Source organism: Piezobacter thermophilus (assembly GCF_055386745.1).
Genome location: NZ_AP042380.1, coordinates 2,862,262 through 2,887,841, shown reverse-complemented (window position 1 = coordinate 2,887,841; position 25,580 = coordinate 2,862,262). Strand labels below are relative to the sequence as shown.

Sequence of the window (25,580 nt, the reverse complement as noted above, 5' to 3'; positions counted from 1 at the left end):
GTTCCTGCATGGCTCGAAGGGGCCGCGGCGGGGCCGGAGTCCGGTTTCCGCCTCAGTCCAGCTTTTCGATCAGCTCCGGCACTGCCTGGAACAGGTCGGCGACAAGGCCGTAATCGGCAACCTGGAAGATCGGCGCCTCTTCGTCCTTGTTGATGGCGACGATGATCTTTGAATCCTTCATCCCCGCAAGGTGCTGGATCGCGCCCGAGATCCCCACGGCGACGTAAAGCTCGGGGGCGACGACCTTGCCGGTCTGGCCCACCTGCCAGTCGTTCGGCGCATAGCCCGAATCGACCGCCGCGCGCGAGGCGCCCACTGCCGCGCCCAGCTTGTCGGCCAGTTTCTCGATCAGGGCGAAATTCTCTTCCGAGCCCACGCCGCGGCCGCCCGAGACCACCACCTTGGCCGAGGTCAGCTCGGGGCGGTCGCTTTCGGCCACCTTGTCCTCGACCCATTCCGACAGGCCTGGATCGGCCACGGCCGAAACGGTTTCCACCGGAGCCGGGGCCTGCTCGCCGGCGGCATCGAAGGTCGAGGTGCGGATGGTGACGACCTTTTTCGGATCTTTCGAGCGCACCGTCTGTACCGCGTTGCCGGCGTAGATCGGGCGTTCGAAGGTGTCGCCATCAACGATGCCGGAGACATCCGAAATCACCATCACGTCCAGCAGGGCAGCCACGCGCGGCATGACATTCTTGGCATCGGTAGTGGCCGGGGCGACGATGTGGTCGTAGTCGTCCGCAAGGCTGACGATCAGCGCCGCGGTGGCTTCGGCCAGCCGGTGGCCCAGCGAGGGATCCTCGGCCACCAGGACCTTTTTCACGCCGTCGATCTTCGCGGCCGCTTCGCCCGCTGCGGCGGCATGGGCGCCCGCGGCCAGAACGGTGACGTCGCCAAGCTGGCGCGCCGCTGTCACGGCCTTGGCGGTGGCGTCCAGCGCCAGTTCGCCGTTGTTGACTTCGGCCAGAAGAAGAACAGCCATCACACCACCCCCGCTTCCTTGAGTTTCCCGACCAGTTCGTCCACCGAACCCACGATGACGCCTGCCGCCCGCGCCGGCGGTTCCTCGGTCTTGAGGACTTCCAGCCGCGGCGACACGTCCACCCCGTAATCGGCGGCGGTCTTTTCCTCCAGCGGCTTCTTCTTGGCCTTCATGATGTTGGGCAGCGAGGCATAGCGCGGCTCGTTCAGGCGCAGATCGACGGTGACGATCGCGGGCATCTTCACCCGGATGGTCTGCAGCCCGCCATCCACCTCGCGGGTGACCAGGGCGTGATCGCCCTCGATGTTCAGCTCGCTGGCGAAGGTGGCCTGGGCCCAGCCCAGCAGCGCGGCCAGCATCTGGCCGGTGGCGTTCATGTCGTTGTCGATCGCCTGCTTGCCGGCGAGGACGAGGCCGGGCTGTTCCTCTTCGACGACCTTGGCGAGAATCTTGGCCACCGCAAGCGGTTCGATGTCGGTGTGGACGTCATCGGCGGCCACCACCAGAATCGCCCGGTCGGCACCCATGGCCAGCGCGGTGCGCAGGGTCTCCTGCGCCTGCTTGACGCCGATGGAGACGACGACGATCTCGTCGGCCTGGCCTTTCTCCTTCAGGCGGATCGCCTCTTCCACGGCAATCTCGTCGAACGGGTTCATCGACATCTTGACGTTGGCGAGATCGACACCGCTGCCATCCGCCTTGACGCGGACTTTCACGTTATAGTCGATCACGCGCTTGACGGGCACAAGAACCTTCATCTTCGCGCTCTCTCCTTGCAGGTTCGGCAAGCCGCCCAGGCGACTCCCGGATTGGTCTCGCGGCACAGATACCGGCAGATGCGGCGTCGCAACAGGGCAAAATCGTCACGTTAGCGCTCAACGACGTCGCGTTCTGCTGCAATCGCGCAACAATATTGCGAGAATGTTTCTGATCGACGTCCTGAGATGCCGTGGCGCCGGGTGGACAGGGGGCGTCGCGCTCAGCGGTTCGCGCCCGGAACCCAGAGGATGTCGTCGCGCCCGCCATTGTTGGCCACGCGCGCAGCGACGAAGAACCAGTCGCTCAGCCGGTTGAGATAGCGGATTGCGGCCGGGTTCACCTCTTCTTCCGCAGCCAGCGCCACGGCAAGCCGCTCGGCCCGGCGGGCGACGGTGCGGCAGACATGCAGTTGCGCAGCCAGCGGCGCACCGCCGGGAAGGATGAAGCTGCGCAGCGGCTCCAGCCCGGCATTCATGGCGTCGATCTCGATCTCGAGCCGCTCGACCTGGGCCGGAACCATGCGCAGGGGCGGGTAGTCGGCTTCGGCATCCTTGCTCATGTCGGGCCGGCAGAGATCGGCGCCGAGGTCGAACAGGTCGTTCTGGATGCGCGAAAGCGCATCGTCCATGTCGTCGTCATCCCCGACCTCGAGCCGGGCGACGCCGACGAACGCATTGAGTTCATCCACGGTGCCATAGGCGTTCACGCGGGCTGCGTTCTTGGGCACGCGCCGCCCATCGCCAAGCGCGGTGTCGCCGGCATCGCCCGTGCGCGTGTATATCCTGTTCAGGACCACCATGCCCGTCACCCGCTTCGTGTGCGCAGATAGACGTAGAGCACGATCAGCACCACCGCGATGGCCTGGAACAGGATGCGCAGGCGCATCATCAGGTTGGCGTATTTCGCGTTGAACCTGCCGCCCTTGGCGAAGCCGCCGATGCCGATGGCCAGCACCACGACCACCGCCAGCATGGCCACGAGGATGAGGGTATAGAGGGGATCGTTCATGCCGTTTTCCGCGCGTTCCGTCACTGTCTCCGGTCTAGACCGTCGTGGGGGAAATTGCGACCGGCTTTTTGCCTCACAGGCGGGAAAGTATCCGGTCGATCGCGCGCACGGGCAGGATCCGGCGCAGCAAGGCCGCCAGCCGGGTCGGTGTCGTCACCCGGTAATGCGCGCGCGGGCGCGGCGATTCGAGTGCATGGATCAGCCTTTCCGTGACCGCCGAAGCCGGCAGTTCGAAGCGGTCCGGTCCGCGGCTTTCATAGAGGCGTTTGAGCAGGCTTTTCTCGTATTTCTCGCGCAGGGCCGAGTTTTCCCAGTCGATGTAGCGTTCGAACCAGGGGATCGAGTTTTCCCGGATGCGCGAGGTGATCGGGCCCGGCTCGATCAGGATGACGTGGATGCCGCTGCCGCGCAGTTCCAGCCGCAGCGTGTCGGTCAGACCCTCCAGCGCGAATTTGGTCGCCACATAGGCGCCCCGCCAGGGAAAGGCGATGAAGCCCAGAATCGACGAGTTCTGCACGATCCGTCCCGCGCCCTGTGCCCGCATGACCGGGATCACCTGTCGGGTCAGCTCGTGCCAGCCGAAGAAGTTGGTCTCGAAAATCTGGCGCAGGGCCTCGGTGGGCAGATCCTCGACCGCGCCGGGCAGGCCGTGGGCGCCGTTGTTGAACAGCGCGTCCAGCCGCCCGCCGGTGGCCTCAAGAACCTCGGCCAGCCCGGTTTCGATGCTGGCGGGCTCGGTATAGTCGATGCGCGGGCTGTCGAAGCCTTCGGCGCGCAGCCGTGCGCAGTCCTCCGCCTTGCGGCACGAGGCGAAGACGCGCCAGCCGCGCCCCTTCAGGCCCCGCGCCGCGTCCAGTCCGATGCCGCTGGAACATCCGGTGATGAGAATTGTCCTGCCGTTCATGATCGCGCCGTTTCCTGCCCTTCGCCGGACGTTAGATCATGACGGTGCACGGGCAAAAGGGAAATTTCTTCCGCCGGCCTCGCGCCACGGGCAGGGCCGATTTGCCGTGGATAACCTCGTGGTGCGGCTTTACCCTGCGCGTCGAGGCGCGTATCACAGCATCTATGACCGACACCGTGGATGACCCCAACATGAAGTTGCCGGACAGAGGGCAGGAAATATCCGAGCCGTTGCGCCGCGCGATCGGCGAACGCTACCTCACCTACGCCCTGTCCACCATCATGCACCGGGCGCTGCCCGATGCCCGGGACGGGCTGAAACCCGTTCACCGGCGCATATTGTTCGCCATGCGTGAACTGCGGCTGTCGTCCTCGGGCGGGTTCCGCAAGTCGGCCAAGATCAGCGGCGACGTGATGGGCAACTATCACCCCCATGGCGACGCGGCCATCTACGACGCGATGGCGCGGCTGGCGCAGGATTTCAACGTCCGCTATCCGCTGGTGGACGGGCAGGGCAATTTCGGCAATATCGACGGCGACAACCCGGCGGCCTCGCGCTATACCGAGGCCCGCATGACCGTGGTCGCCGAGGCGCTCTTGGAGGGGCTCGACGAGGACGCGGTCGATTTCCGCGACAACTACGATGGCACGCTGCGCGAACCGGTGGTGCTGCCTGCCAGCTTTCCCAACCTTCTGGCCAACGGCGCCAGCGGCATCGCGGTGGGCATGGCCACCAACATCCCGCCCCACAACATCGCCGAGCTGGTCGATGCCTGCCTGCATCTGATCCGCACGCCGGATGCGCGCGACGACACGCTTCTGAAATACGTTCCCGGCCCCGACTTTCCCACCGGCGGCGTCATCGTCGAGCCGCCCGAAAACATCGCCCGGGCCTATCGCACCGGGCGGGGGTCCTTCCGGCTGCGCGCCAGCTGGAAGAAAGAGGATCTGGGCCGCGGCCAGTGGCAGATCGTGGTCACGGAAATCCCCTATCAGGTCCAGAAATCGAAGCTGATCGAGAAGCTGGCCGAGCTGATCCAGACCCGCAAGGTTCCCATCCTTGCCGATGTCCGGGACGAAAGCGCCGACGACATCCGCCTGATCCTCGAACCCCGCTCGCGCAACGTGGACCCGGAGGTGCTGATGGGGCTGCTCTTCCGCAACTCGGATCTGGAGGTGCGGTTCAGCCTGAACATGAACGTGCTGATCGACGGGGTGACGCCGAAGGTCTGTTCGATGAAGGAGGTGCTGCGCGCCTTTCTCGACCATCGGCGCGAGGTGCTGCTGCGCCGGTCGCGGCACCGGCTGGGCAAGATCGACCACCGGCTGGAAGTGCTGGAAGGCTTCATCATCGCCTTCCTGAACCTCGACCGGGTCATCGACATCATCCGCTATGACGACGACCCCAAGGCCGCGCTGATGCGCGAGGACTGGGGCCGCGACCACCCCCGCGCCCTGTCCGAAAAGGACTACCTGTCGCCGGCGCCCGACGCGGACGGGCAGCTCAGCGAGGTTCAGGTCGATGCCATCCTGAACATGCGGCTGCGCTCTCTGCGGCGGTTGGAGGAGCTGGAGCTCGTGCGCGAGAGGGACGCGCTGATGGAAGAGCGCGTGGCACTCGAAGATCTGCTCGAGGACGAGTCCCTGCAATGGGCGAAGATCTCGGACCAGCTGAAGGAGACGAAGAAGAAGTTCGGCAAGGACTGGCCCGGCGGCGCCCGGCGGACCCGCTTCGCCGAGGCCGGCGCCGACGAGGAGGTGCCCATCGAGGCGATGATCGAGCGCGAGCCGATCACCGTGGTCTGTTCGAAAATGGGCTGGATCCGGGCCATGACCGGCCATATCGATCTCAACCGCGAGCTGAAGTTCCGCGACGGCGACGGGCCGCGGTTCATCTTTCATGCCGAGACCACGGACAAGTTGCTGGTGTTCGGCTCGAACGGGCGGTTCTATACGGTTGCCGCGGCCAACCTGCCCGGCGGGCGCGGGCTGGGGGAACCGCTGCGCCTGATGGTCGATCTGCCCAACGAGGTCGAAATCGTGGATCTGTTCGTGCACCGGCCGGGCGCGAAATTGCTGGTGGCATCCAGCGCCGGCAACGGGTTCATCGTGCCCGAGGACGATGTGGTGGCGCAGACCCGGGCGGGCAAGCAGGTTCTCAATGTCAAGGGCGACGACCGTGCCCGCGTCTGCCGCCGGGTCGAGGGCGATCACGTGGCGGTGGTCAGCCAGAACGGCAAGTTTCTCGTCTTTCCGGTGTCGGAGTTGCCTGAAATGACCCGTGGCAAGGGGGTGCGGCTTCAGAAATACAACATGGCGCGGGGGCGGCAGGGCACGCTTGAACTGGATGGCGGGCTGTCCGATCTGACCACCTTCAACTGGTCCGAAGGGTTGAGCTGGGAGATGGGCGGCGGCAAGACCCGGCACGAACCCGACCTGAGCGAATGGCTGGGCAGGCGGGCCGGCGTCGGCAGGAAGCCGCCCTACGGGTTCCCGCGTGACTGGCGTTTCCGCTGAGCGGCGCGCGCCGGCGCCCCCGTGCCGATGCGCGGGCGCGCGAATTGCGATGATGCGGCCGGTGCGCTATCAGCGGCCGCATCCTGTTGGACTGGAGATGCCATGACCCGGATTCTTGCCCTGTTGATCGGTCTGACGGTTCTGGTCGGTTGCGCCCGGACCGAACCGATGGTCGTGGACGAGCCGATGCTCGACCTCGGAGATTTCGAACTGGGCTACAACGTCGTGGTGGCGCCCAAGATGCAGAAGGGCCCGATTTCGCGCGAGGCCACCAAGGAAGAATGGATCGACGCGCTGACATCGGCGATCGACGCGCGGCTGGGACGCTACGACGGCGGGGCTCTTTATCACCTTGGCATCAGCGTCGAAGGCTACATGCTGGCGCCGCGGGGGGTGCCGCTGGTCTACACGCCGAAATCGGCGCTGATCCTGTTCGTCACGGTCTGGGACGATGCCGAGGGGCGCAAGCTGAACGACAAGCCGCACCAGATGATCGTGTTCGAGGACACCGAGGCCTCCTCGTTCCTGGTCGGGTCGGGCAACAGCCGGACCCGCGAAGAGCAGCTCAACGGCCTGGCCTTCAATGCGGCGAAGATGCTGGAGCAGTGGCTGGCCGAGCAACGCGCCGAATACGGCTGGTTTACCGACGATCCGGTGTTCAATCCGCCCGAGAAGAAACCGCAGGCCGCCACCAAGTGAGCGCCACCGCCCGCCGGCTGTCTCCGGGGCGTCTGGACGCTTGATTTTCCGTGCCGAACCCAATATGTCGCGCGCGCAGACGCAAACCGGGTCGCGTGACCCCGAAATTCAGCAAAAGGGCGCCTCAGGATGGCAAAGGAAAAGTTTGAGCGGACGAAACCGCATGTGAACATCGGCACGATCGGCCACGTTGACCACGGCAAGACGACGCTGACGGCTGCGATCACGAAGTATTACGGCGACTTCAAGGCCTATGACGAGATCGACGGCGCGCCCGAGGAGAAGGCCCGCGGGATCACGATCTCGACGGCGCATGTGGAATACGAGACCGAGAACCGCCACTACGCCCACGTGGACTGCCCCGGCCACGCCGACTACGTGAAGAACATGATCACGGGTGCGGCGCAGATGGACGGCGCGATCCTGGTGGTGTCCGCCGCCGACGGCCCGATGCCGCAGACGCGCGAGCACATCCTGCTGGCCCGCCAGGTGGGTGTTCCGGCGCTGGTGGTCTACATGAACAAGGTCGATCAGGTTGACGACGAAGAGCTGCTGGAGCTGGTGGAGATGGAGATCCGCGAGCTGCTGAGTTCCTACGAGTTCCCCGGCGACGACATTCCGATCATCAAGGGCTCGGCGCTGGCCGCGCTTGAGGGCAACAACCCCGAGATCGGCGAGAACTCGATCCGCGAGCTGATGAAGGCGGTGGACGAGTACATCCCGACGCCCGAGCGCGCGGTCGATCAGCCGTTCCTGATGCCGATCGAGGACGTGTTCTCGATCTCGGGCCGCGGCACGGTCGTGACCGGCCGGGTCGAGCGCGGGGTGATCAATGTGGGCGACGAGGTGGAGATCGTGGGCATCCGCCCGACGCAGAAGACCACCTGCACCGGGGTCGAGATGTTCCGCAAGCTTCTGGATCGTGGCGAGGCGGGCGACAACATCGGCGCTCTGCTGCGGGGCATCGGCCGCGACGAGGTGGAGCGCGGTCAGGTGCTGTGCAAGCCGGGCTCGGTGACGCCGCACACCAAGTTCGAGGCCGAGGCCTACATCCTGACCAAGGAAGAGGGTGGTCGTCACACGCCGTTCTTTGCCAACTACCGTCCGCAGTTCTACTTCCGCACGACGGATGTGACCGGGACGGTGACGCTGCCCGAGGGGACGGAGATGGTGATGCCGGGGGACAACGTGTCGTTCTCGGTCGAGCTGATCGCACCGATCGCCATGGAGGACGGCCTGCGCTTCGCCATCCGCGAGGGCGGCCGCACCGTCGGCGCCGGCGTCGTCTCCAAGATCATCGAGTGATCGCGCAGACGCCGACGTTTCAGATGACATCGCAATGCCCGGTCGATTGGCCGGGCATTTTGCGTTTTCCCGGGGGGGGGGGGGCAGCCGCCGCGACGGGCCGGGCCGCCCGTCACCTTTCCTGCCGGTCACTCTTTTCCGGCAGGCGCCCCGCGGCGCGGTCGGCGGCATCGGTCACCGCGTTCAGCGCCTCCTGAAGCTTCTGGCGCAGGGTCTCGGTTTCCTCGTCCGAAGGCTTGCGCGGCACCGTTTCCTTCCATTCCCGGCACATCAGCACGCCGCGCGAAAACGGCACCGGCAGCCACATGCGGTCCCATGTGGGCAGCTCCAGCACCCGGTTGGCGGAGAAGCTGACCACGAAGATCCGGCAGCCCGAGGCGCGCGCCCAGACCAGGGGCACGGTCGAGGCCACGCGGGCCGGTCCACGGGGGCCGTCGGTGGCGATGCCGATCGAATGACCGCTGCGGATCTTGCCCAGTACCTCGCGCGACAGGGCGACATGGCGGCGGTGGCTGTGCATGGCGATGGTGCCGAAGCCGAAGCGGGCCTGCACCTGCCCGGCAAGCCGTCCGGCGCGCGCCCCCGAGGTCAGGGTGCAGATCGGCCCCAGCCGGGTATCGAACAGGTAGGGCGACATCATCAGCCGCTGATGCCACAGGGCGACGATCACCGGCTCGCCCGCGCGCAGCGCGGCGTCCATCGGCTCGAACCCGATCCGGCGCCATTTCGACCGGTCATGGGCAATGCGGATCCAGCCGGCCACCGCCGCCTCGACCGAGCGGTTGAACCAGGCGCTGTCGGCGATCCGCTTTCTCAGGCTCACGGCTGGGCTTTCCTCGGGATGTCTTGCTTCTGGCCCGCGCCACTCATAGACAAACCCGCCCGTCTTGCAAGCCGGACGCAGGGAAGGCGGGCAGGAGACATTTTTCCCTCTTGCCCAGTCCGGGTTGCTCTGGCATAGGACGGGCCGACAGTTAGGGGTATAGCTCAGTTGGTAGAGCGACGGTCTCCAAAACCGTAGGTCGCGGGTTCGAATCCTGCTGCCCCTGCCATTTTCCGGACGCCACCACATCCGGTTATCCGCCTCCGCTCTGCACGGGCGAGGGCATTCGCCTTGAAATCGCCGCGCGGTCCCGTTATGTGCCCCGGCATACCGATACAAGAGCGGGCAGATCCATGGCCTCCACCAACCCCATCCAGTTCATCCAGCAGGTCCGCGCCGAGATCTCCAAGGTCGTCTGGCCGACCCGGCGCGAGGTGTTCCTGACCACGGTCATGGTGTTCATCATGGCCGCCCTGACCGCCGTCTTCTTCTCTCTGGTCGATCTCATCATCAGGACCGGGCTGCAGGGGCTGCTGGCCTATTTCGGCTGACGCCGGCGGTGCGGGGCGGTTCGTTTTCCGTCTTTCCCGATCGCCCTCTTGATCCTGCGGCATTTGCCGGTTAGGTGACGGCCTTGTTGTGGAACGGGCGTGCGGCGATTCGAGTTGCGCGCCGCTTTTTGTTCCTCAAGGCGGTGGTCGCTCCACCGGGGAAATCACGTTTGCGGCGGCCCTGTCCAAGGGTGCCGGACAGGACGAAGGACGACAAGGGTCATGGCGAAGCGGTGGTATTCGGTCAGCGTTCTCTCGAATTTCGAGAAAAAGATCGCCGAGCAGATCAGGACCCTTGTTGCCGAGAAGGGACTTGAGGACCAGATCGACGAGGTTCTGGTGCCCACCGAAGAGGTGATCGAGGTGCGCCGCGGCAAGAAGGTCACCACCGAGCGGCGCTTCATGCCGGGCTATGTTCTCGTGCACATGGAAATGTCGGACGAGGGCTACCACCTCATCAACTCGATCAACCGGGTGACCGGGTTCCTGGGGCCGCAGGGGCGCCCGATGCCGATGCGGGATGCCGAGGTGAACCAGATCCTGAACCGCGTGCAGGAAGGCGAAGAGCAGCCGCGCACGCTGATCCACTTCGACGTGGGCGAAAAGGTGAAGGTCAACGATGGCCCCTTCGAGGATTTCGAGGGCATGGTCGAGGAAGTGGACGAAGACAGCCAGAAGCTGAAGGTCACCGTCTCGATCTTCGGTCGGGAAACCCCGGTCGAGCTGGATTTCACCCAGGTTACCAAGCTGAACTAGGCCGGTAACCGGGGATCGGGCCGTCAGGCCCATCAGCGCGGGAGGCCGCCGGCGACGCGTCGCCGGGGCCGGACCGCACAACGGTGGCGGAGCATTCCGCCGGAAACAACCCGAGGGGCGCGCCCCGAGGGCGTTGGAAAAGGAGAAAGGCCGATGGCCAAGAAACTCGTAGGCACGCTGAAGCTTCAGGTGCCCGCAGGTCAGGCGAACCCGTCGCCGCCGGTGGGTCCGGCGCTGGGTCAGCGCGGGATCAACATCATGGAGTTCTGCAAGGCGTTCAACGCCAAGACGGCAGATCTGGAACCTGGCGCGCCCTGCCCGACCATCATCAGCTATTATCAGGACAAGTCCTTCACCATGGAAATCAAGACGCCGCCGGCGTCGTATTTCCTGAAGAAGGCCGCCAAGATCCAGTCGGGCGCCAACAAGCCGTCGCGCGAGACGGTGGGCACCGTGACCGTCGCGCAGATCCGCGAAATCGCCGAGGCGAAGATGAAGGATCTGAACGCCAATGATATCGAAGCGGCGATGAAGATCATCGTCGGCAGCGCCCGGTCCATGGGCATCGAGGTGAAGTAGGATGGCCAAGATCGGAAAACGCATGCGCGCTGCGCGCGAACTGGTTGCGGACAAGAAGAACCTGCCCGTGGACGAGGCCGTCAAGCTGGTCAAGGAAACGGCGAAGGCGAAATTCGATGAAACCGTCGAGATCGCGGTCAATCTCGGCGTCGATCCGCGCCATGCCGACCAGATGGTGCGCGGCGTCGTGACCCTGCCCAACGGCACCGGCAAGGATGTTCGCGTTGCCGTCTTCGCCCGCGGACCCAAGGCCGACGAGGCGAAAGAGGCCGGGGCCGACATCGTCGGTGCCGAGGACCTGATGGAACAGATCCAGCAGGGCAAGATCGACTTCGACCGCTGCATCGCCACCCCCGACATGATGCCGATCGTCGGCCGTCTGGGCAAGATTCTGGGTCCGCGCAACCTGATGCCGAACCCCAAGGTCGGCACGGTGACCATGGACGTGGCCGAGGCGGTGAAGAAGGCCAAGGGCGGCGAGGTCCAGTTCAAGGTCGAGAAGGCCGGCGTGATTCATGCCGGCGTGGGGAAGGTATCCTTCGATGCCGAAAAGCTGGCCGAGAACGTGCGCGCCTTCGTCAGTGCGGTCGCCCGGGCCAAGCCCTCGGGCGCCAAGGGCACCTACATGAAGAAGATCTCGCTCAGCTCGACCATGGGGCCGGGCGTCAGCGTGGATGTGGCCGACGCCAACAGCGAAGAGTGATCCGGCCGTCCTCCCCGGGGGAGGGCGATCCGCGCGGCGCGCCTTTCGGGGCGCGCCGTTTCGCTTTTGTGCCCAGGCCCGCGGCCTGCCGGCGGGATGAAAAAGAGCCGGATTTGCTCTTGGCATCGGGCGCGATCCGGCTTAAGCAGGCGCCGCGAGGCAAAGCGTGCGATTCGTCGTGCGCTTTGTTTCGTTTCGTCCAAGACGGCGGGTGGCCCGCGAGCCGGGTCTTAATCTTCCTGCCCGAGACGGGAAAGACCAGATTGGCCGAGGGCTCTGCCTTCGGGCGCATCTTGGCTCAGCCCCGTAATTCGGACCTGAACGTCGGATCTGATCCGGCAGACTTGAGCCGGGGCGCACAGGACGCGTCCCAAACTTGGAGTAAAACTGTGGATAGAGCCCAGAAAGAGAAAGTGGTCGAGGAACTCGGCCAGATCTTCGAAAGCTCTGGCGTCGTGGTGGTTGCCCACTACGTCGGTCTGACAGTTGCCGAAATGCAGGACCTGCGCGCGCGTGCACGCGAAGCGGGCTCGTCCGTGCGTGTTGCCAAGAACAGGCTCGCCAAGATCGCCCTGGAAGGCAAGCCGTGTGAACGCATGGCCGAACTGCTGACGGGCATGACCGTTCTCACCTATTCCGAAGATCCGGTGGCGGCCGCCAAGGTCGCCGAGGATTTTGCCAAGGCGAACAAGAAGTTCGAGATCCTTGGCGGCGCAATGGGCGAGACGTTCCTGGACCGGGCCGGTGTCGAGGCCGTGTCGAAGATGCCGTCGCGCGAAGAGCTCATCGCTCAGATCGCCGGCATGATCGGCGCCCCCGCATCGAACATCGCCGGGGCCATTGGCGCACCTGCAAGCAACATCGCAAGCATTCTTTCGACCATCGAAGAGAAGGCGGAAGCCGCATAAGCGACGGCATTGGACTGACTGGCGCGGGGGTTGTCTCTCCGGCGTTGGAACACACAAACTGGAAACGGAAAGAGCTGAACAATGGCTGATCTGAAGAAACTGGCCGAAGAAATCGTTGGCCTGACCCTCCTGGAAGCCCAGGAACTGAAGAACATCCTCAAGGACGAATACGGCATCGAGCCCGCCGCTGGCGGCGCGGTGATGGTGGCGGCGGCCGGTGGCGATGCCGGCGGCGCGGCCGAAGAGGAAAAGACCGAATTCGACGTCATCCTGAAGTCGCCCGGCGCCTCGAAGATCAACGTGATCAAGGAAGTGCGCGCCCTGACCGGCCTGGGCCTGAAAGAGGCCAAGGAGCTGGTCGAATCCGGCGGCAAGGTCAAGGAAGGCGTGAGCAAGGAAGAGGCCGAAGAGGTCAAGGGCAAGCTGGAAGCCGCCGGCGCCGAGGTCGAAGTGGCCTGAGGATGCGCGGCGGGCCTTGCCCGACGCTGTTTGAAACTGGGCTGGGTCCGGGATTCCCGGGCCCGGCCGAACCTGTCTTGGAAAGGGCCTCGACGCGCGGTCGAACCGCGCCGGGCGGGGCGCTTTCCAGGGCGGAGTTCGGGGATCGGGAGGCCATCGGTCGGGATGGTGGCCATGAATTGATCCTGACACGCTGTCTCGAATGGTCAGGGGGGCCGGTGCCCGGCGGCCCGCCCGACCGGTGAGAACTGATAGAGGTGACCTCTGACATGGCGCAAAGCTTCATTGGCCAGAAACGTCTTCGCAAATATTACGGCAAGATCCGCGAAGTGCTGGAGATGCCGAACCTGATCGAGGTTCAGAAATCCTCGTACGAGCTGTTCCTGAAGTCCGGCGAAGGCCCCGAGCCGCAGGATGGCGAAGGGATCATGGGCGTCTTCCAGTCGGTGTTCCCGATCAAGGATTTCAACGAAACCGCCGTGCTCGAATTCGTGAAATACGAACTCGAGAAGCCGAAATACGATGTCGAGGAATGCATGCAGCGCGACATGACCTACAGCGCGCCGCTGAAGGTCACGCTGCGGCTGATCGTGTTCGACGTGGACGAGGACACCGGCGCGCGCTCGGTCAAGGACATCAAGGAGCAGGACGTGTTCATGGGCGACATGCCGCTCATGACCCCCAACGGCACCTTCATCGTCAACGGCACCGAGCGGGTGATCGTCAGCCAGATGCACCGCTCTCCGGGCGTGTTCTTCGATCACGACAAGGGCAAGACGCACAGCTCGGGCAAGCTGCTCTATGCCTGCCGGATCATTCCCTATCGCGGCTCGTGGCTGGATTTCGAATTCGACGCCAAGGACATCGTCCATGCCCGCATCGACCGGCGCCGCAAGCTGCCGGTGACGACCCTGCTGTATGCGCTGGGGCTGGACCAGGAAGGCATCATGGATGCCTATTACGACTCCGTCACCTACAGCCTGCGCAAGGGCGAGGGCTGGGTGACCGAATTTTTCCCCGACCGTGTGCGCAGCACCCGCCCGCAGTACGATCTCGTGGATGCCGATACCGGCGAGGTGATCTGCGAGGCAGGCAAGAAAGTCACGCCGCGCATGGTCAAGAAGTGGAAGGAAGAGGGGAAGATCACCCATCTTCTGGTTCCCTTCGATCATATCGCCGGCAAGTTCGTGGCCCGCGACATCATCAACGAGGAAACCGGCGCCATCTATGTCGAGGCCGGCGACGAGCTGACGCTGGAATACGACAAGGACGGCATGCTGACCGGCGGCACCGTGAAGGAGCTGCTCGATGCCGGCTTCACCGAGATCCCGGTGCTCGACATCGACAACATCAATGTCGGCCCCTACATCCGCAACACCATGGCGGTGGACAAGAACTGGAACCGCGAAAGCGCGCTGATGGACATCTATCGCGTGATGCGGCCGGGCGAGCCGCCCACCGTCGAGGCCGCCAGCGCCCTGTTCGACAGCCTGTTCTTCGACAGCGAGCGCTATGACCTGTCCGCCGTGGGCCGGGTCAAGATGAACATGCGCCTGGCGCTGGACAAGCCCGACACCCAGCGCACGCTGGACCGCGAGGATATCGTCGCCTGCATCAAGGCCCTGGTCGAGCTGCGCGACGGCAAGGGCGAGGTGGACGACATCGACCATCTTGGCAACCGCCGGGTGCGCTCGGTGGGCGAGCTGATGGAGAACCAGTATCGCGTCGGCCTGCTGCGGATGGAACGCGCCATCAAGGAGCGCATGTCCTCGGTGGAAATCGACACGGTGATGCCGCAGGATCTGATCAACGCCAAGCCGGCGGCGGCGGCGGTGCGCGAGTTCTTCGGTTCCTCGCAGCTGAGCCAGTTCATGGACCAGACCAACCCGCTGTCCGAGGTGACCCACAAGCGCCGCCTCTCGGCGCTGGGGCCGGGCGGTCTGACCCGCGAGCGCGCCGGCTTCGAGGTGCGCGACGTGCACCCCACCCATTACGGCCGGATGTGTCCGATCGAGACGCCGGAAGGGCCGAATATCGGCCTGATCAACAGCCTGGCGACATTCGCGCGGGTGAACAAGTATGGCTTCATCGAAACCCCCTACCGGGTGGTGAAGGACGGCAAGGTGACCGACGAGGTCCATTACATGTCCGCCACCGAGGAGATGCGCCACACCATCGCCCAGGCGAACGCGACGCTGGACGAAGAGGGGCGCTTCGTGAACGACCTGGTCTCCACCCGCCGCGCCGGCGATTACATGCTGGCCCCGCGCGAAACCGTGGACCTGATCGACGTCTCGCCGAAGCAGCTGGTGTCGGTGGCGGCGTCGCTGATTCCCTTCCTTGAGAACGACGACGCCAACCGGGCGCTGATGGGCTCGAACATGCAGCGCCAGGCGGTGCCGCTGTTGCGGGCCGAGGCGCCGCTGGTGGGCACCGGCATGGAGGGCAAGGTGGCGATCGATTCCGGTGCCGCCATCCAGGCCCGCCGCGGCGGCGTGGTCGATCAGGTCGATGCCCAGCGCATCGTCATCCGCGCCACCGAGGATCTGGAACTGGGCGATGCCGGGGTGGACATCTACCGGATGCGCAAGTTCCAGCGCTCGAACCAGAACACCTGCATCAACCAGCGGCCGCTGGTGAAGGTGGGGCAGAAGGTCGAGAAGGGCGAGGTCATCGCCGACGGCCCCTCCACCGACATGGGCGAGCTGGCGCTGGGCAAGAACGTGGTCGTCGCCTTCATGCCCTGGAACGGCTACAACTACGAGGACTCGATCCTGATCTCCGAGCGCATCGCCCAGGACGACGTGTTCACCTCGATCCATATCGAGGAGTTCGAGGTCGCCGCCCGCGACACCAAGCTGGGCCCCGAGGAAATCACCCGCGACATTCCCAATGTCGGCGAGGAGGCGCTGCGCAATCTCGACGAGGCCGGCATCGTCTATATCGGCGCCGACGTGCAGCCGGGCGACATCCTGGTGGGCAAGATCACCCCCAAGGGCGAAAGCCCGATGACGCCGGAAGAAAAGCTGCTGCGCGCGATCTTCGGGGAAAAGGCCTCGGACGTGCGCGACACTTCGCTGCGGGTGAAGCCGGGCGATTTCGGCACCGTGGTCGAGGTGCGCGTGTTCAACCGCCACGGGGTGGAAAAGGACGAGCGTGCGCTGCAGATCGAACGCGAGGAGGTCGAGCGCCTGGCCCGCGACCGCGATGACGAGCTGGCGATCCTCGACCGCAACATCTATGCGCGGCTGAAATCGCTGCTTCTGGGCAAGACCGCGGTCAAGGGCCCCCGCGGCGTCAAGGCAGGCTCCGAGATCACCGAAGAGCTGCTGGAGACCCTGACCCGCGGCCAGTGGTGGCAGTTGGCACTGGGGGACGAGGCCGATGCCCAGGCGGTCGAGGCCCTGCACGAGCAGTACGAGGCGCAAAAGCGCGCCCTCGATGCCCGCTTCGAGGACAAGGTGGAGAAGGTCCGCCGCGGCGACGACCTGCCGCCGGGGGTGATGAAGATGGTCAAGGTCTTCGTCGCCGTCAAACGCAAGCTGCAGCCGGGCGACAAGATGGCCGGGCGCCACGGCAACAAGGGCGTGGTCTCGAAGGTGGTGCCGGTCGAGGACATGCCGTTCCTGGCCGACGGCACGCCGGTGGACATCTGCCTCAACCCTCTGGGCGTGCCCTCGCGGATGAATGTGGGCCAGATTCTCGAAACCCACATGGGCTGGGCGGCGCGCGGTCTGGGTCTGAAGGTGGACGAGGCGTTGCAGGAATATCGCCGCTCGGGCGACCTGACCCCGGTGCGCGAGGCGCTGCGCCATGCCTATGGCGAGGATGTCTATGAAGAGGGCATCAGGGATCTGGACGAGGACCGCCTGGTCGAGATTGCCAGCAACGTCACCCGCGGCGTTCCCATCGCCACGCCGGTCTTCGACGGCGCCAAGGAGGCCGACGTGAACGACGCGCTGATCCGCGCGGGCTTCGACAGTTCGGGCCAGTCGATCCTCTATGACGGCCGCACCGGCGAGCAGTTCTCGCGGCCCGTGACCGTGGGCATGAAGTATCTGCTCAAGCTGCATCACCTGGTGGACGACAAGATCCACGCGCGCTCGACCGGGCCCTACAGCCTGGTCACCCAGCAGCCGCTGGGCGGCAAGGCCCAGTTCGGCGGTCAGCGCTTCGGCGAGATGGAGGTCTGGGCGCTGGAGGCCTATGGTGCCGCCTACACGCTGCAGGAGATGCTCACCGTCAAGTCGGACGACGTGGCGGGCCGGACCAAGGTCTATGAAAGCATCGTCAAGGGCGAGGACAATTTCGAGGCGGGCGTTCCCGAGAGCTTCAACGTGCTCGTCAAGGAAGTTCGCGGACTCGGCCTGAACATGGAACTCCTGGATGCGGAGGTCGAGGAATAAGGGCTTTCGAAAGCCCTTGGGAAGGCGTTTGAAAACGCCTTCCTGCCGCGTCGCACCGACTTCCGCACGATTTTGAGGACATCAACCAGATGAACCAGGAACTGACCAACAACCCGTTCAACCCGCTGACCCCGCCCAAGGTGTTCGACGAGATCCGCGTCTCGCTGGCCAGCCCCGAGCGGATCCTCAGCTGGTCCTATGGCGAGATCAAGAAGCCCGAGACCATCAACTACCGCACCTTCAAGCCCGAGCGCGACGGGCTGTTCTGCGCCCGCATCTTCGGCCCCGTCAAGGATTACGAGTGCCTGTGCGGCAAGTACAAGCGTATGAAATATCGTGGCGTGGTCTGCGAGAAATGCGGCGTCGAGGTAACGCTGCAGAAGGTCCGGCGCGAGCGCATGGGCCATATCGAGCTGGCCGCTCCGGTGGCCCATATCTGGTTTCTGAAGTCGCTGCCCTCGCGCATCGGCCTGATGCTGGACATGACCCTGCGCGATCTTGAACGGGTGCTCTATTTCGAAAACTACGTCGTCATCGAGCCCGGCCTGACCGATCTGACCTACGGGCAGATGCTGACCGAAGAAGAGTACATGGACGCTCAGGACCAGTACGGCATGGACGCCTTCACCGCCAATATCGGCGCCGAGGCGATCCGCGAGATGCTGGCCATGATCGACCTCGAAGCCGAGGCCGAACAGCTGCGCGCCGATCTGGCCGAGGCCACCGGCGAGCTCAAGCCCAAGAAGATCATCAAGCGGCTGAAGGTGATCGAAAGCTTCATCGAATCCGGCAACCGCCCGGAATGGATGGTGATGACGGTGATCCCGGTGATCCCGCCCGAGCTGCGCCCGCTGGTGCCGCTGGACGGGGGCCGCTTTGCGACCTCGGACCTGAACGACCTCTACCGCCGGGTCATCAACCGCAACAACCGCCTCAAGCGTCTGATCGAGCTGCGCGCCCCCGACATCATCGTGCGCAACGAAAAGCGCATGCTGCAGGAGGCGGTGGATGCGCTGTTCGACAACGGCCGGCGCGGGCGCGTCATCACCGGGGCCAACAAGCGGCCGTTGAAATCGCTTTCGGACATGCTCAAGGGCAAGCAGGGCCGCTTCCGCCAGAACCTTCTGGGCAAGCGGGTGGACTTCTCGGGCCGCTCGGTGATCGTGACCGGCCCCGAGCTGAAGCTGCATCAATGCGGCCTGCCCAAGAAGATGGCGCTGGAGCTGTTCAAGCCCTTCATCTATTCGCGGCTTGAGGCCAAGGGCCTGTCCTCGACCGTCAAGCAGGCCAAGAAGCTGGTGGAAAAGGAGCGCCCCGAGGTGTGGGACATCCTTGACGAGGTGATCCGCGAGCACCCGGTGCTGCTCAACCGCGCGCCGACGCTGCACAGGCTGGGCATCCAGGCCTTCGAGCCGGTGCTGATCGAGGGCAAGGCGATCCAGCTGCATCCGCTGGTGTGTTCGGCCTTCAACGCCGATTTCGACGGCGACCAGATGGCCGTGCACGTGCCGCTCAGCCTCGAGGCCCAGCTGGAGGCGCGGGTGCTGATGATGTCCACCAACAACGTCCTCAGCCCGGCCAATGGCAGCCCGATCATCGTGCCGTCGCAGGACATGATCCTGGGCCTCTACTATGTCACGCTGCAGCGCGAGGGGATGAAGGGCGAGGGCAAGATCTTCGCCTCGATCGAAGAGGTGGAACACGCCCTGAACGCGGGCGAGGTGCATCTGCACGCGCGCATCACCTGCCGCATTCCGCAGATCGACGACGAAGGCAACGAGATCGTCAAGCGCTACGAGACCACGCCGGGCCGCGTCCGGCTGGGTGCGCTGCTGCCGAAGAATGCCAAGGCGCCCTTCGACCTGGTCAACCGCCTTCTGCGCAAGAAAGAGGTGCAGCAGGTCATCGACACCGTGTACCGCTATTGCGGGCAGAAGGAGTCGGTCATCTTCTGCGACCAGATCATGACCATGGGCTTCCGCGAGGCATTCAAGGCCGGCATTTCCTTCGGCAAGGACGACATGCTGATCCCCGAGGAGAAGTGGAAGATCGTCGAGGAGACGCGCGAGCTCGTCAAGGATTTCGAGCAGCAGTACATGGACGGCCTCATCACCCAGGGCGAGAAGTACAACAAGGTCGTCGATGCCTGGTCCAAGTGCAACGACCGCGTGACCGAGGCGATGATGGCGTCCATCTCGGCGGTGAAGCGGGACGAGAATGGCGCCGAGATGGAGCCCAACAGCGTCTACATGATGGCCCATTCCGGCGCCCGGGGGTCGGTGACGCAGATGAAGCAACTGGGCGGCATGCGCGGCCTGATGGCCAAGCCCAGCGGTGACATCATCGAGACGCCGATCATCTCGAACTTCAAGGAAGGCCTGACCGTGCTGGAGTATTTCAACTCCACGCACGGCGCGCGCAAGGGTCTGTCCGATACCGCGCTCAAGACGGCCAACTCGGGTTATCTTACCCGCCGCCTGGTTGACGTGGCGCAGGACTGCATCGTGCGCGAACAGGACTGCGGCACCGACCGCGCGATCACGGCTACCGCGGCCGTAAATGACGGCGAAGTGGTCGCCACCCTGTCCGAGCGGCTTCTGGGCCGGGTGGCTGCCGAGGACATCGTCGCTCCGGGTACCGACGAGGTGATCGTCGCGGCCGGGCAGCTGATCGACGAACGCATGGCCGAGAAGATCGAACAATCCGAGATCCAGTCCGCGCGCATCCGCAGCCCGCTCACCTGCGAGGCCGAGGAAGGCGTCTGCGCCATGTGCTATGGCCGGGACCTAGCCCGCGGCACCATGGTGAACGTGGGCGAGGCCGTGGGGATCATCGCCGCCCAGTCGATCGGCGAGCCGGGCACGCAGCTGACCATGCGGACCTTCCATATCGGCGGTGTCGCCCAGGGTGGCCAGCAGTCCTTCCAGGAGGCCAGCCAGGCCGGCACCGTGGTGTTCGAGAACGCCATCACGCTGGAGAATGCGGCGGGCGAGATCATGGTGATGGGACGCAACATGAAGCTCGTCATCCGCGACGAGCACGGTCAGGACCGTGCCAGCCACAAGGTGGGTTATGGCTCCAGGCTGTTCGTCCGGGACGGCCAGAAGGTGGAGCGCGGCGACAAGCTGTTCGAGTGGGATCCCTACACCCTGCCGATCATCGCCGAGAAGGGCGGGATCGCGAAGTTCGTGGATCTGGTCTCGGGCGTGGCGGTGCGCGAAGAGACCGACGATGCCACCGGCATGACCCAGAAGATCGTCATCGACTGGCGGGCCGCGCCCAAGGGCAACGATCTCAAGCCCGAGATCATCATCGTCGATCCCGAAACCGGCGAGCCGGTGCGCAACGATGCCGGCAACCCGGTGACCTACCCGATGTCGGTCGATGCGATCCTGTCGGTCGAGGACGGGCAGGAGATCAGGGCCGGTGACGTGGTGGCGCGGATCCCGCGCGAGGGCGCCAAGACCAAGGACATCACCGGCGGTCTGCCGCGGATGGCCGAACTGTTCGAGGCACGCCGCCCCAAGGACCATGCGATCATCGCGGAGATCGACGGCTACATCCGCTTCGGGCGCGACTACAAGAACAAGCGTCGCATCACCATCGAACCGGCCGACGACAGCCAGGAGCCGGTCGAATACATGGTGCCCAAGGGCAAGCACATCCCGGTGCAGGAAGGCGACTTCGTGCAGAAGGGCGACTACATCATGGACGGCAATCCGGCGCCGCATGACATCCTGAACATCCTGGGTGTCGAGGCCCTGGCCGAATACATGATCAACGAGGTGCAGGAGGTCTATCGCCTTCAGGGCGTGAAGATCAATGACAAGCACATCGAGGTCATCGTGCGCCAGATGCTTCAGAAGTGGGAGATCACCGATTCCGGCGATACCACGCTTCTGAAGGGCGAGCACGTGGACAAGCAGGAGCTGGAGGCCGCCAACGCCAAGGCCGAGGCCAAGGGCGGCCGCCCGGCCCAGGCGCAGCCGGTTCTGCTGGGGATCACCAAGGCGTCGCTGCAGACGCGTTCGTTCATCTCGGCGGCGAGCTTCCAGGAAACCACCCGCGTGCTGACCGAGGCCAGCGTGCAGGGCAAGGTGGACAAGCTTCTGGGGCTGAAGGAGAACGTGATCGTCGGCCGCCTGATCCCGGCAGGGACCGGCGGGGCGACCCAGCGGGTTCGCCGCATCGCGCAGGAGCGCGACAACAAGGTGATCGAGGCACGCAGGGCCGAGGCCGAGGCCGCGGCCGCACTGGCTGCACCGATGATGGACGACGTGGTCGGGGGCGACGAATTCGACACCCTCGTGGACACGCCCGAAAGCCGCGAATAGGCGCGACCGGACAGCTCACACCGAAAACCGCCCCCGCGCCCGCCCGGCGCGGGGGTTCTTTCTTCCGCCGCGCCGGCCTGCGCGGCGGAAGGCGCCGGTGCAAATGCGGCCTTTCCTTCCGCGCCGCGGCGGTGTTTGTTGGGGCCGTTGTCGGCAGAGGGTTGAGGGGGCATGGCGGTCAGTGCGAAAACCATCGGGGTGCTTCGGTTCTCGGTTCTGAGCCCGACCTTCTATACTGACGAGCTCGGCTCGGTCGAAGCGGTTGCCGCGCATATCTTTTCCCCCGACCGGCTGGAGCTGCGCTTTCACCTGTTCGAAAAGCTGTGCCTGCCTTCGCTGGTTTCCCAGACGGACCAGGAATTCGACATGGTCATCCTGACCGCCGAGGCGCTGCCCGCGCCCTGGATGGAGCGGCTGGAGGATCTGCTGGCGCCGCACCCGAACCTGCATCTGCTCAAGGCCGCGCCCGACAACCATTACCGCCTGATCCAGCGTGCCTATGCCACCATTCCCACCGGCGAGAGCACGCATCTGTTCCAGTTCCGGCTGGATGACGACGATGCGCTGGACCGGGACTTCGTCGCCCGGACCAAGCGCCTGGCCCACGGCCTGCTGGCCTTTCAGGACCCGGGGATGCCGTTCATCATTGCCCATGGTCGCGGGTTCTACGTGATCCGCGGAGAAGGCGGGAACGAGGTCTTCGATTCGACCGAGCGCGCCCCGCTATCGGCGGGCACGACGCTGGTCGCCCCGGTGGGCTACGGGCGCAACCCCTACAGGTACGTGCACCGCAAGCTGCTGCAGCACTACACGACCTATTCCGACATTTCCGTGCCGGCCTATATCCGCACCGTGCATGGCGACAACAAGTCGGAAACGCCGCGCATGGGGATCGTCGGCCGCTGGCGCCCGCGGCTTCTGGACCGTCAGCTTCGGCAACATTTCGGGATCACGCTCGACGAATTGAGGGCACTCTGAACCATGTCGCCGAACGCGCGGGGCGCGCTGTTGATGATGGGCTCGATGGCGGCCTTCACCCTGAACGATACCGCCATCAAGGCAGTCGGTCACGCCCAGCCGCTGTTCCAGATGATTGCCATGCGGGGGATCCTGACCACGGTTCTCATCTATCTGCTCGCGCGGCACCTGGGGACGTTGCGGCTGCGGCTGCCGCGCGGGGACTGGGCGCTGATCGCGCTGCGCTGCGGGGCCGAGATCGGGGCGACCGCATTCTTCCTTACCGCGCTGATGAACATGCCGCTGGCCAACGTGACCGCGGTGCTGCAGGTTCTGCCGCTTTCGGTCACGCTGGGCGCGGCGCTTTTCTTCGGTGAGCCGGTGGGCTGGCGCCGGCTTCTGGCGATCGTGGCGGGATTTTCGGGGATGTTGCTGATCGTGCGACCGGGGCCGGACGGGTTCAGCCTCGATTCCCTTTACGCCTTGGCGGCGGTGCTGTGCGTCACGATCCGCGATCTGTCCACCCGCCGGATGTCGGCCGAGGTGCCTTCGATGACCGTGACGCTGCTTTCGGCCCTGTCGGTCACCCTGTTTGCGGCGCTGGCGTCGGCGGGAGCCGGCTGGCAGCCCGTCACCGCGCAGAACGCCGCGCTCATCGCCCTGGCCTCGGTCCTGATACTCGGGGGGTATTTCCTCAGCGTTCAGGTCATGCGGGTGGGCGAGGTTTCCTTCACCGCGCTGTTTAGGTATTCGGGCCTGCTCTGGGCGCTGGTCTTGGGTTGGCTGGTGTTTTCGGACTGGCCCGACCCGCTGACCATGGCGGGCGCCGGGATCGTCATCGCCTCGGGGGTGTTCACGTTGTACCGCGAACGCATGGCGAGACGTCACGCATCCGAATAGACCCGGCGGACGTGATCGGCGTCGATGTTGAAGGTGGCCCGGAAATGCGCCTCGCCCGCGGGATCGAGAGGGATCAGCCGGATCGGCCTGACCCGCGGCGACTGGCGCGAGTCGTTGAAGTCGCCGTGCCCGCGCACCAGCATGTCTTCGTCGGGAAAGCTGACGGTGGGCATGATCTGTGCAAGCTTGTGGTGGGCGAAGTTCATGATGCTCAGCCTCGCCCCGGGTCTGGTCATCAGGCCAAGTGCCGCGGTGGTGAAGGGTTCGGTCGTCGGGGCGACCGAGAGGCCCTCGGGGCCGGGGCGGGCGATGTAGCCCCGGTTGAAATCGATCGCCAGAAAGCGGTGCTTGCGCGCCAGCGCCTGCAGGTCGCGCGCCGCCTCGCGCAGCCGTTCCACGAACACCCGCGCCACCGCGTCGTCGTCGTCCATGCGGAATTGCAGGCAAGGCTCGCCAGCGGGGCGGCGGACGGAGTTGATCGCCTCCTGCATCACCTGCCGGTGCGGTCCCGGCGGGCGGGGCTGGATCACCGCCTGCGGCATGTCCTGAAGCAGCGCCTCCAGCCGATCGCGCCAGCGGGCGGGAAGGCTGTCGCCGATCACCACCAGAAAGGTGAAATCGTCATCGGTCTGCGCCTTCAGCGCCGGCAGGGTCATGGTTTCGAAGCTGCGGAAGCGTTCCTCCATCCGCGCGGGCGCGTAAAGCCAGGCGATGCGCTCGTCGAGCGATTCGTGCTCGACCTGAAACCCGCCCAGCCCGGGCCAGGAAAACCGGCATATTCCGATGACCTGCACGATGCCGTCCCGTCTTGTCCCCCGATGCCCATTTGTTCCATGTCCGGGGGCGCATATGCAAGCTTGCGGTCCCGGCAACGGAGCCCTTGCGGGCGCGGTTATCGGCATGGCCGTGCAGCGGGCTGTTGACAGGGGGCGCGACTCCCCATATACGCGCGCCTATCTCGGCACCGGGGCGTGTCCCCATGCGCCGACTTCAGTACTGGAGTGGTCACGATCCGGCCTGCGGGCCCGATCCTCTGGATACCCACCGCGTCGTTCCCGGAAATTGGGGGCGAAGGCGGTTTTTGCGCTTTGCGGACGCGCCGGGCGCTTTTGAGTTCAACCGCACGCCAGGCGTGCACAGACACATGTGTTGCGAAACGGGGAAAGAACCGGAATGCCAACGATCCAACAGCTGATCCGCAAGCCGCGGCGGCCGAAAGTGAAACGCTCGAAGTCCATGCATCTGGAGCAGTGTCCGCAGAAGCGTGGCGTGTGCACCCGCGTCTATACCACCACGCCGAAGAAGCCGAACTCGGCCATGCGGAAGGTGGCCAAGGTGCGCCTGACCAACGGCTACGAGGTGATCTCGTACATTCCGGGCGAGAGCCACAACCTGCAGGAGCACTCGGTGGTTCTGATCCGTGGCGGCCGCGTGAAGGACCTCCCCGGTGTCCGCTATCACATCCTGCGCGGCGTTCTGGATACGCAGGGCGTCAAAGACCGCCGTCAGCGCCGTTCGAAATATGGCGCCAAGCGTCCGAAGTAAGAGGATAGAAAGATGTCCCGTCGTCACCGCGCCGAAAAACGCGAAGTTCTGCCCGACGCCAAGTATGGCGATCGCGTGCTGACCAAGTTCATGAACAACCTGATGATCGACGGCAAGAAGTCGGTCGCCGAGCGCATCGTCTACAACGCGCTGGAACGTGTCGAGGCGAAGATCAAGCGCGCCCCGGTCGAGGTGTTCCACGAGGCGCTCGAGAACATCAAGCCATCGGTCGAGGTGCGCTCGCGCCGGGTCGGCGGCGCCACCTACCAGGTTCCGGTCGAGGTTCGCCCCGAACGCCGCGAGGCCCTCGCCATCCGCTGGCTGATCCAGGCCAGCCGCAACCGCAACGAAAACACCATGGAAGAACGCCTCGCCGGCGAGCTGCTGGACGCCGTCCAGTCGCGCGGTACCGCCGTGAAGAAGCGCGAAGACACCCACAAGATGGCAGAAGCCAACAAGGCCTTCTCGCATTATCGCTGGTAATCC

22 protein-coding genes and 1 tRNA gene are annotated in these 25,580 nt (G+C 65.1%); 16 read left to right on the top strand and 7 right to left on the bottom strand.

The window, feature by feature from the left end; translation table 11 throughout:
* Positions 1 to 52 precede the first annotated feature (52 nt).
* The 5 genes from ACZ5CM_RS14020 to ACZ5CM_RS14000 form a co-directional block, all read right to left on the bottom strand.
* Positions 53 to 982, bottom strand: a complete 930-nt coding sequence (locus ACZ5CM_RS14020; RefSeq protein ID WP_464639488.1) for an electron transfer flavoprotein subunit alpha/FixB family protein — start codon at positions 980 to 982, stop codon at positions 53 to 55.
* The gene (locus tag ACZ5CM_RS14015; protein WP_464639486.1) at positions 982 to 1,740 is read right to left on the bottom strand and encodes an electron transfer flavoprotein subunit beta/FixA family protein; all 759 of its coding nucleotides are present in this window, start codon (positions 1,738 to 1,740) and stop codon (positions 982 to 984) included. The genes ACZ5CM_RS14020 and ACZ5CM_RS14015 overlap by 1 nt, the downstream gene beginning before the upstream one ends.
* Positions 1,741 to 1,961: 221 nt before the next feature.
* Complete coding sequence (locus ACZ5CM_RS14010; protein WP_464639484.1) at positions 1,962 to 2,540, bottom strand: cob(I)yrinic acid a,c-diamide adenosyltransferase; 579 nt, start codon at positions 2,538 to 2,540, stop codon at positions 1,962 to 1,964.
* A 5-nt stretch (positions 2,541 to 2,545) separates the two neighbouring features.
* Positions 2,546 to 2,749: a twin transmembrane helix small protein gene (locus tag ACZ5CM_RS14005; protein WP_464639482.1), complete on the bottom strand. Its 204-nt coding sequence runs from the start codon at positions 2,747 to 2,749 to the stop codon at positions 2,546 to 2,548.
* Positions 2,750 to 2,822: 73 nt separating this feature from the next.
* Complete coding sequence (locus tag ACZ5CM_RS14000) at positions 2,823 to 3,653, bottom strand: SDR family oxidoreductase (protein ID WP_464639481.1); 831 nt, start codon at positions 3,651 to 3,653, stop codon at positions 2,823 to 2,825.
* A gap of 164 nt (positions 3,654 to 3,817) precedes the next feature.
* Here ACZ5CM_RS14000 and ACZ5CM_RS13995 point away from each other — a divergent pair, with 164 nt between their 5' ends.
* From ACZ5CM_RS13995 to tuf, 3 genes are all read left to right on the top strand, one after another.
* The gene (locus ACZ5CM_RS13995) at positions 3,818 to 6,169 is read left to right on the top strand and encodes a DNA topoisomerase IV subunit A (RefSeq protein WP_464639480.1); all 2,352 of its coding nucleotides are present in this window, start codon (positions 3,818 to 3,820) and stop codon (positions 6,167 to 6,169) included.
* 102 nt (positions 6,170 to 6,271) lie between these two features.
* Positions 6,272 to 6,868: a hypothetical protein gene (locus ACZ5CM_RS13990; RefSeq protein ID WP_464639478.1), complete on the top strand. Its 597-nt coding sequence runs from the start codon at positions 6,272 to 6,274 to the stop codon at positions 6,866 to 6,868.
* Between the two features lie 129 nt (positions 6,869 to 6,997).
* Complete coding sequence (tuf, locus tag ACZ5CM_RS13985) at positions 6,998 to 8,173, top strand: elongation factor Tu (RefSeq protein ID WP_464639450.1); 1,176 nt, start codon at positions 6,998 to 7,000, stop codon at positions 8,171 to 8,173.
* A 112-nt stretch (positions 8,174 to 8,285) separates the two neighbouring features.
* Here tuf and ACZ5CM_RS13980 read toward each other — a convergent pair whose 3' ends face one another.
* Positions 8,286 to 8,996: a lysophospholipid acyltransferase family protein gene (locus tag ACZ5CM_RS13980; protein ID WP_464639476.1), complete on the bottom strand. Its 711-nt coding sequence runs from the start codon at positions 8,994 to 8,996 to the stop codon at positions 8,286 to 8,288.
* A 153-nt stretch (positions 8,997 to 9,149) separates the two neighbouring features.
* On the opposite strand from ACZ5CM_RS13980, the gene ACZ5CM_RS13975 reads away from it, so the two are divergent.
* From ACZ5CM_RS13975 to ACZ5CM_RS13925, 11 genes are all read left to right on the top strand, one after another.
* Positions 9,150 to 9,225: transfer RNA gene (locus tag ACZ5CM_RS13975), tRNA-Trp, on the top strand.
* Positions 9,226 to 9,349: 124 nt separating this feature from the next.
* Positions 9,350 to 9,547, top strand: a complete 198-nt coding sequence (gene secE / locus ACZ5CM_RS13970; protein ID WP_464639475.1) for a preprotein translocase subunit SecE — start codon at positions 9,350 to 9,352, stop codon at positions 9,545 to 9,547.
* A 222-nt stretch (positions 9,548 to 9,769) separates the two neighbouring features.
* Entirely contained in the window at positions 9,770 to 10,303 is a 534-nt protein-coding gene (nusG, locus tag ACZ5CM_RS13965) for a transcription termination/antitermination protein NusG (RefSeq protein ID WP_464639474.1), read from the top strand.
* 153 nt (positions 10,304 to 10,456) lie between these two features.
* Positions 10,457 to 10,882, top strand: coding sequence for a 50S ribosomal protein L11 (rplK, locus tag ACZ5CM_RS13960; protein WP_464639472.1), 426 nt, complete (start codon positions 10,457 to 10,459; stop codon positions 10,880 to 10,882).
* A gap of 1 nt (position 10,883) precedes the next feature.
* Positions 10,884 to 11,585: a 50S ribosomal protein L1 gene (rplA, locus tag ACZ5CM_RS13955; protein WP_464639471.1), complete on the top strand. Its 702-nt coding sequence runs from the start codon at positions 10,884 to 10,886 to the stop codon at positions 11,583 to 11,585.
* A gap of 389 nt (positions 11,586 to 11,974) precedes the next feature.
* Positions 11,975 to 12,493 (top strand): 50S ribosomal protein L10, encoded by a 519-nt coding sequence (gene rplJ, locus ACZ5CM_RS13950; RefSeq protein WP_464639469.1) that lies wholly within the window; start codon positions 11,975 to 11,977, stop codon positions 12,491 to 12,493.
* Between the two features lie 81 nt (positions 12,494 to 12,574).
* Positions 12,575 to 12,952: a 50S ribosomal protein L7/L12 gene (rplL, locus tag ACZ5CM_RS13945; protein ID WP_464639467.1), complete on the top strand. Its 378-nt coding sequence runs from the start codon at positions 12,575 to 12,577 to the stop codon at positions 12,950 to 12,952.
* Between the two features lie 269 nt (positions 12,953 to 13,221).
* Entirely contained in the window at positions 13,222 to 17,358 is a 4,137-nt protein-coding gene (rpoB, locus tag ACZ5CM_RS13940; RefSeq protein WP_464639466.1) for a DNA-directed RNA polymerase subunit beta, read from the top strand.
* A gap of 89 nt (positions 17,359 to 17,447) precedes the next feature.
* Positions 17,448 to 21,692, top strand: coding sequence for a DNA-directed RNA polymerase subunit beta' (rpoC, locus tag ACZ5CM_RS13935; RefSeq protein ID WP_464639464.1), 4,245 nt, complete (start codon positions 17,448 to 17,450; stop codon positions 21,690 to 21,692).
* A 171-nt stretch (positions 21,693 to 21,863) separates the two neighbouring features.
* On the top strand, positions 21,864 to 22,670 hold the full coding sequence (locus ACZ5CM_RS13930) for a glycosyltransferase (RefSeq protein WP_464639462.1): 807 nt from the start codon (positions 21,864 to 21,866) through the stop codon (positions 22,668 to 22,670).
* Between the two features lie 3 nt (positions 22,671 to 22,673).
* On the top strand, positions 22,674 to 23,549 hold the full coding sequence (locus tag ACZ5CM_RS13925; protein ID WP_464639460.1) for a DMT family transporter: 876 nt from the start codon (positions 22,674 to 22,676) through the stop codon (positions 23,547 to 23,549).
* Here the strand turns inward: ACZ5CM_RS13925 and ACZ5CM_RS13920 are convergent.
* Complete coding sequence (locus ACZ5CM_RS13920; RefSeq protein WP_464639458.1) at positions 23,534 to 24,343, bottom strand: putative rhamnosyl transferase; 810 nt, start codon at positions 24,341 to 24,343, stop codon at positions 23,534 to 23,536. The two genes, ACZ5CM_RS13925 and ACZ5CM_RS13920, sit on opposite strands and share 16 nt — an antisense overlap.
* Positions 24,344 to 24,722: 379 nt before the next feature.
* Here ACZ5CM_RS13920 and rpsL point away from each other — a divergent pair, with 379 nt between their 5' ends.
* Complete coding sequence (gene rpsL, locus ACZ5CM_RS13915; RefSeq protein ID WP_464639456.1) at positions 24,723 to 25,094, top strand: 30S ribosomal protein S12; 372 nt, start codon at positions 24,723 to 24,725, stop codon at positions 25,092 to 25,094.
* 12 nt (positions 25,095 to 25,106) lie between these two features.
* On the top strand, positions 25,107 to 25,577 hold the full coding sequence (gene rpsG / locus ACZ5CM_RS13910) for a 30S ribosomal protein S7 (protein ID WP_464639454.1): 471 nt from the start codon (positions 25,107 to 25,109) through the stop codon (positions 25,575 to 25,577).
* Positions 25,578 to 25,580: the final 3 nt, after the last annotated feature.

Coding starts and splice junctions, on each gene's coding strand:
- ACZ5CM_RS14005 (WP_464639482.1), bottom strand. CDS start 2,749: ATGAACGATCCCCTCTATACCCTCATCCTCGTGGCCATGCTGGCGGTG.
- ACZ5CM_RS13930 (WP_464639462.1), top strand. CDS start 21,864: ATGGCGGTCAGTGCGAAAACCATCGGGGTGCTTCGGTTCTCGGTTCTG.
- nusG (WP_464639474.1), top strand. CDS start 9,770: ATGGCGAAGCGGTGGTATTCGGTCAGCGTTCTCTCGAATTTCGAGAAA.
- rpsG (WP_464639454.1), top strand. CDS start 25,107: ATGTCCCGTCGTCACCGCGCCGAAAAACGCGAAGTTCTGCCCGACGCC.
- rplK (WP_464639472.1), top strand. CDS start 10,457: ATGGCCAAGAAACTCGTAGGCACGCTGAAGCTTCAGGTGCCCGCAGGT.
- rpoC (WP_464639464.1), top strand. CDS start 17,448: ATGAACCAGGAACTGACCAACAACCCGTTCAACCCGCTGACCCCGCCC.
- secE (WP_464639475.1), top strand. CDS start 9,350: ATGGCCTCCACCAACCCCATCCAGTTCATCCAGCAGGTCCGCGCCGAG.
- ACZ5CM_RS14000 (WP_464639481.1), bottom strand. CDS start 3,653: ATGAACGGCAGGACAATTCTCATCACCGGATGTTCCAGCGGCATCGGA.
- ACZ5CM_RS13990 (WP_464639478.1), top strand. CDS start 6,272: ATGACCCGGATTCTTGCCCTGTTGATCGGTCTGACGGTTCTGGTCGGT.
- ACZ5CM_RS13995 (WP_464639480.1), top strand. CDS start 3,818: ATGACCGACACCGTGGATGACCCCAACATGAAGTTGCCGGACAGAGGG.
- rpoB (WP_464639466.1), top strand. CDS start 13,222: ATGGCGCAAAGCTTCATTGGCCAGAAACGTCTTCGCAAATATTACGGC.
- ACZ5CM_RS14015 (WP_464639486.1), bottom strand. CDS start 1,740: ATGAAGGTTCTTGTGCCCGTCAAGCGCGTGATCGACTATAACGTGAAA.
- ACZ5CM_RS14010 (WP_464639484.1), bottom strand. CDS start 2,540: ATGGTGGTCCTGAACAGGATATACACGCGCACGGGCGATGCCGGCGAC.
- rplA (WP_464639471.1), top strand. CDS start 10,884: ATGGCCAAGATCGGAAAACGCATGCGCGCTGCGCGCGAACTGGTTGCG.
- rplL (WP_464639467.1), top strand. CDS start 12,575: ATGGCTGATCTGAAGAAACTGGCCGAAGAAATCGTTGGCCTGACCCTC.
- tuf (WP_464639450.1), top strand. CDS start 6,998: ATGGCAAAGGAAAAGTTTGAGCGGACGAAACCGCATGTGAACATCGGC.
- ACZ5CM_RS14020 (WP_464639488.1), bottom strand. CDS start 982: ATGGCTGTTCTTCTTCTGGCCGAAGTCAACAACGGCGAACTGGCGCTG.
- ACZ5CM_RS13925 (WP_464639460.1), top strand. CDS start 22,674: ATGTCGCCGAACGCGCGGGGCGCGCTGTTGATGATGGGCTCGATGGCG.
- rpsL (WP_464639456.1), top strand. CDS start 24,723: ATGCCAACGATCCAACAGCTGATCCGCAAGCCGCGGCGGCCGAAAGTG.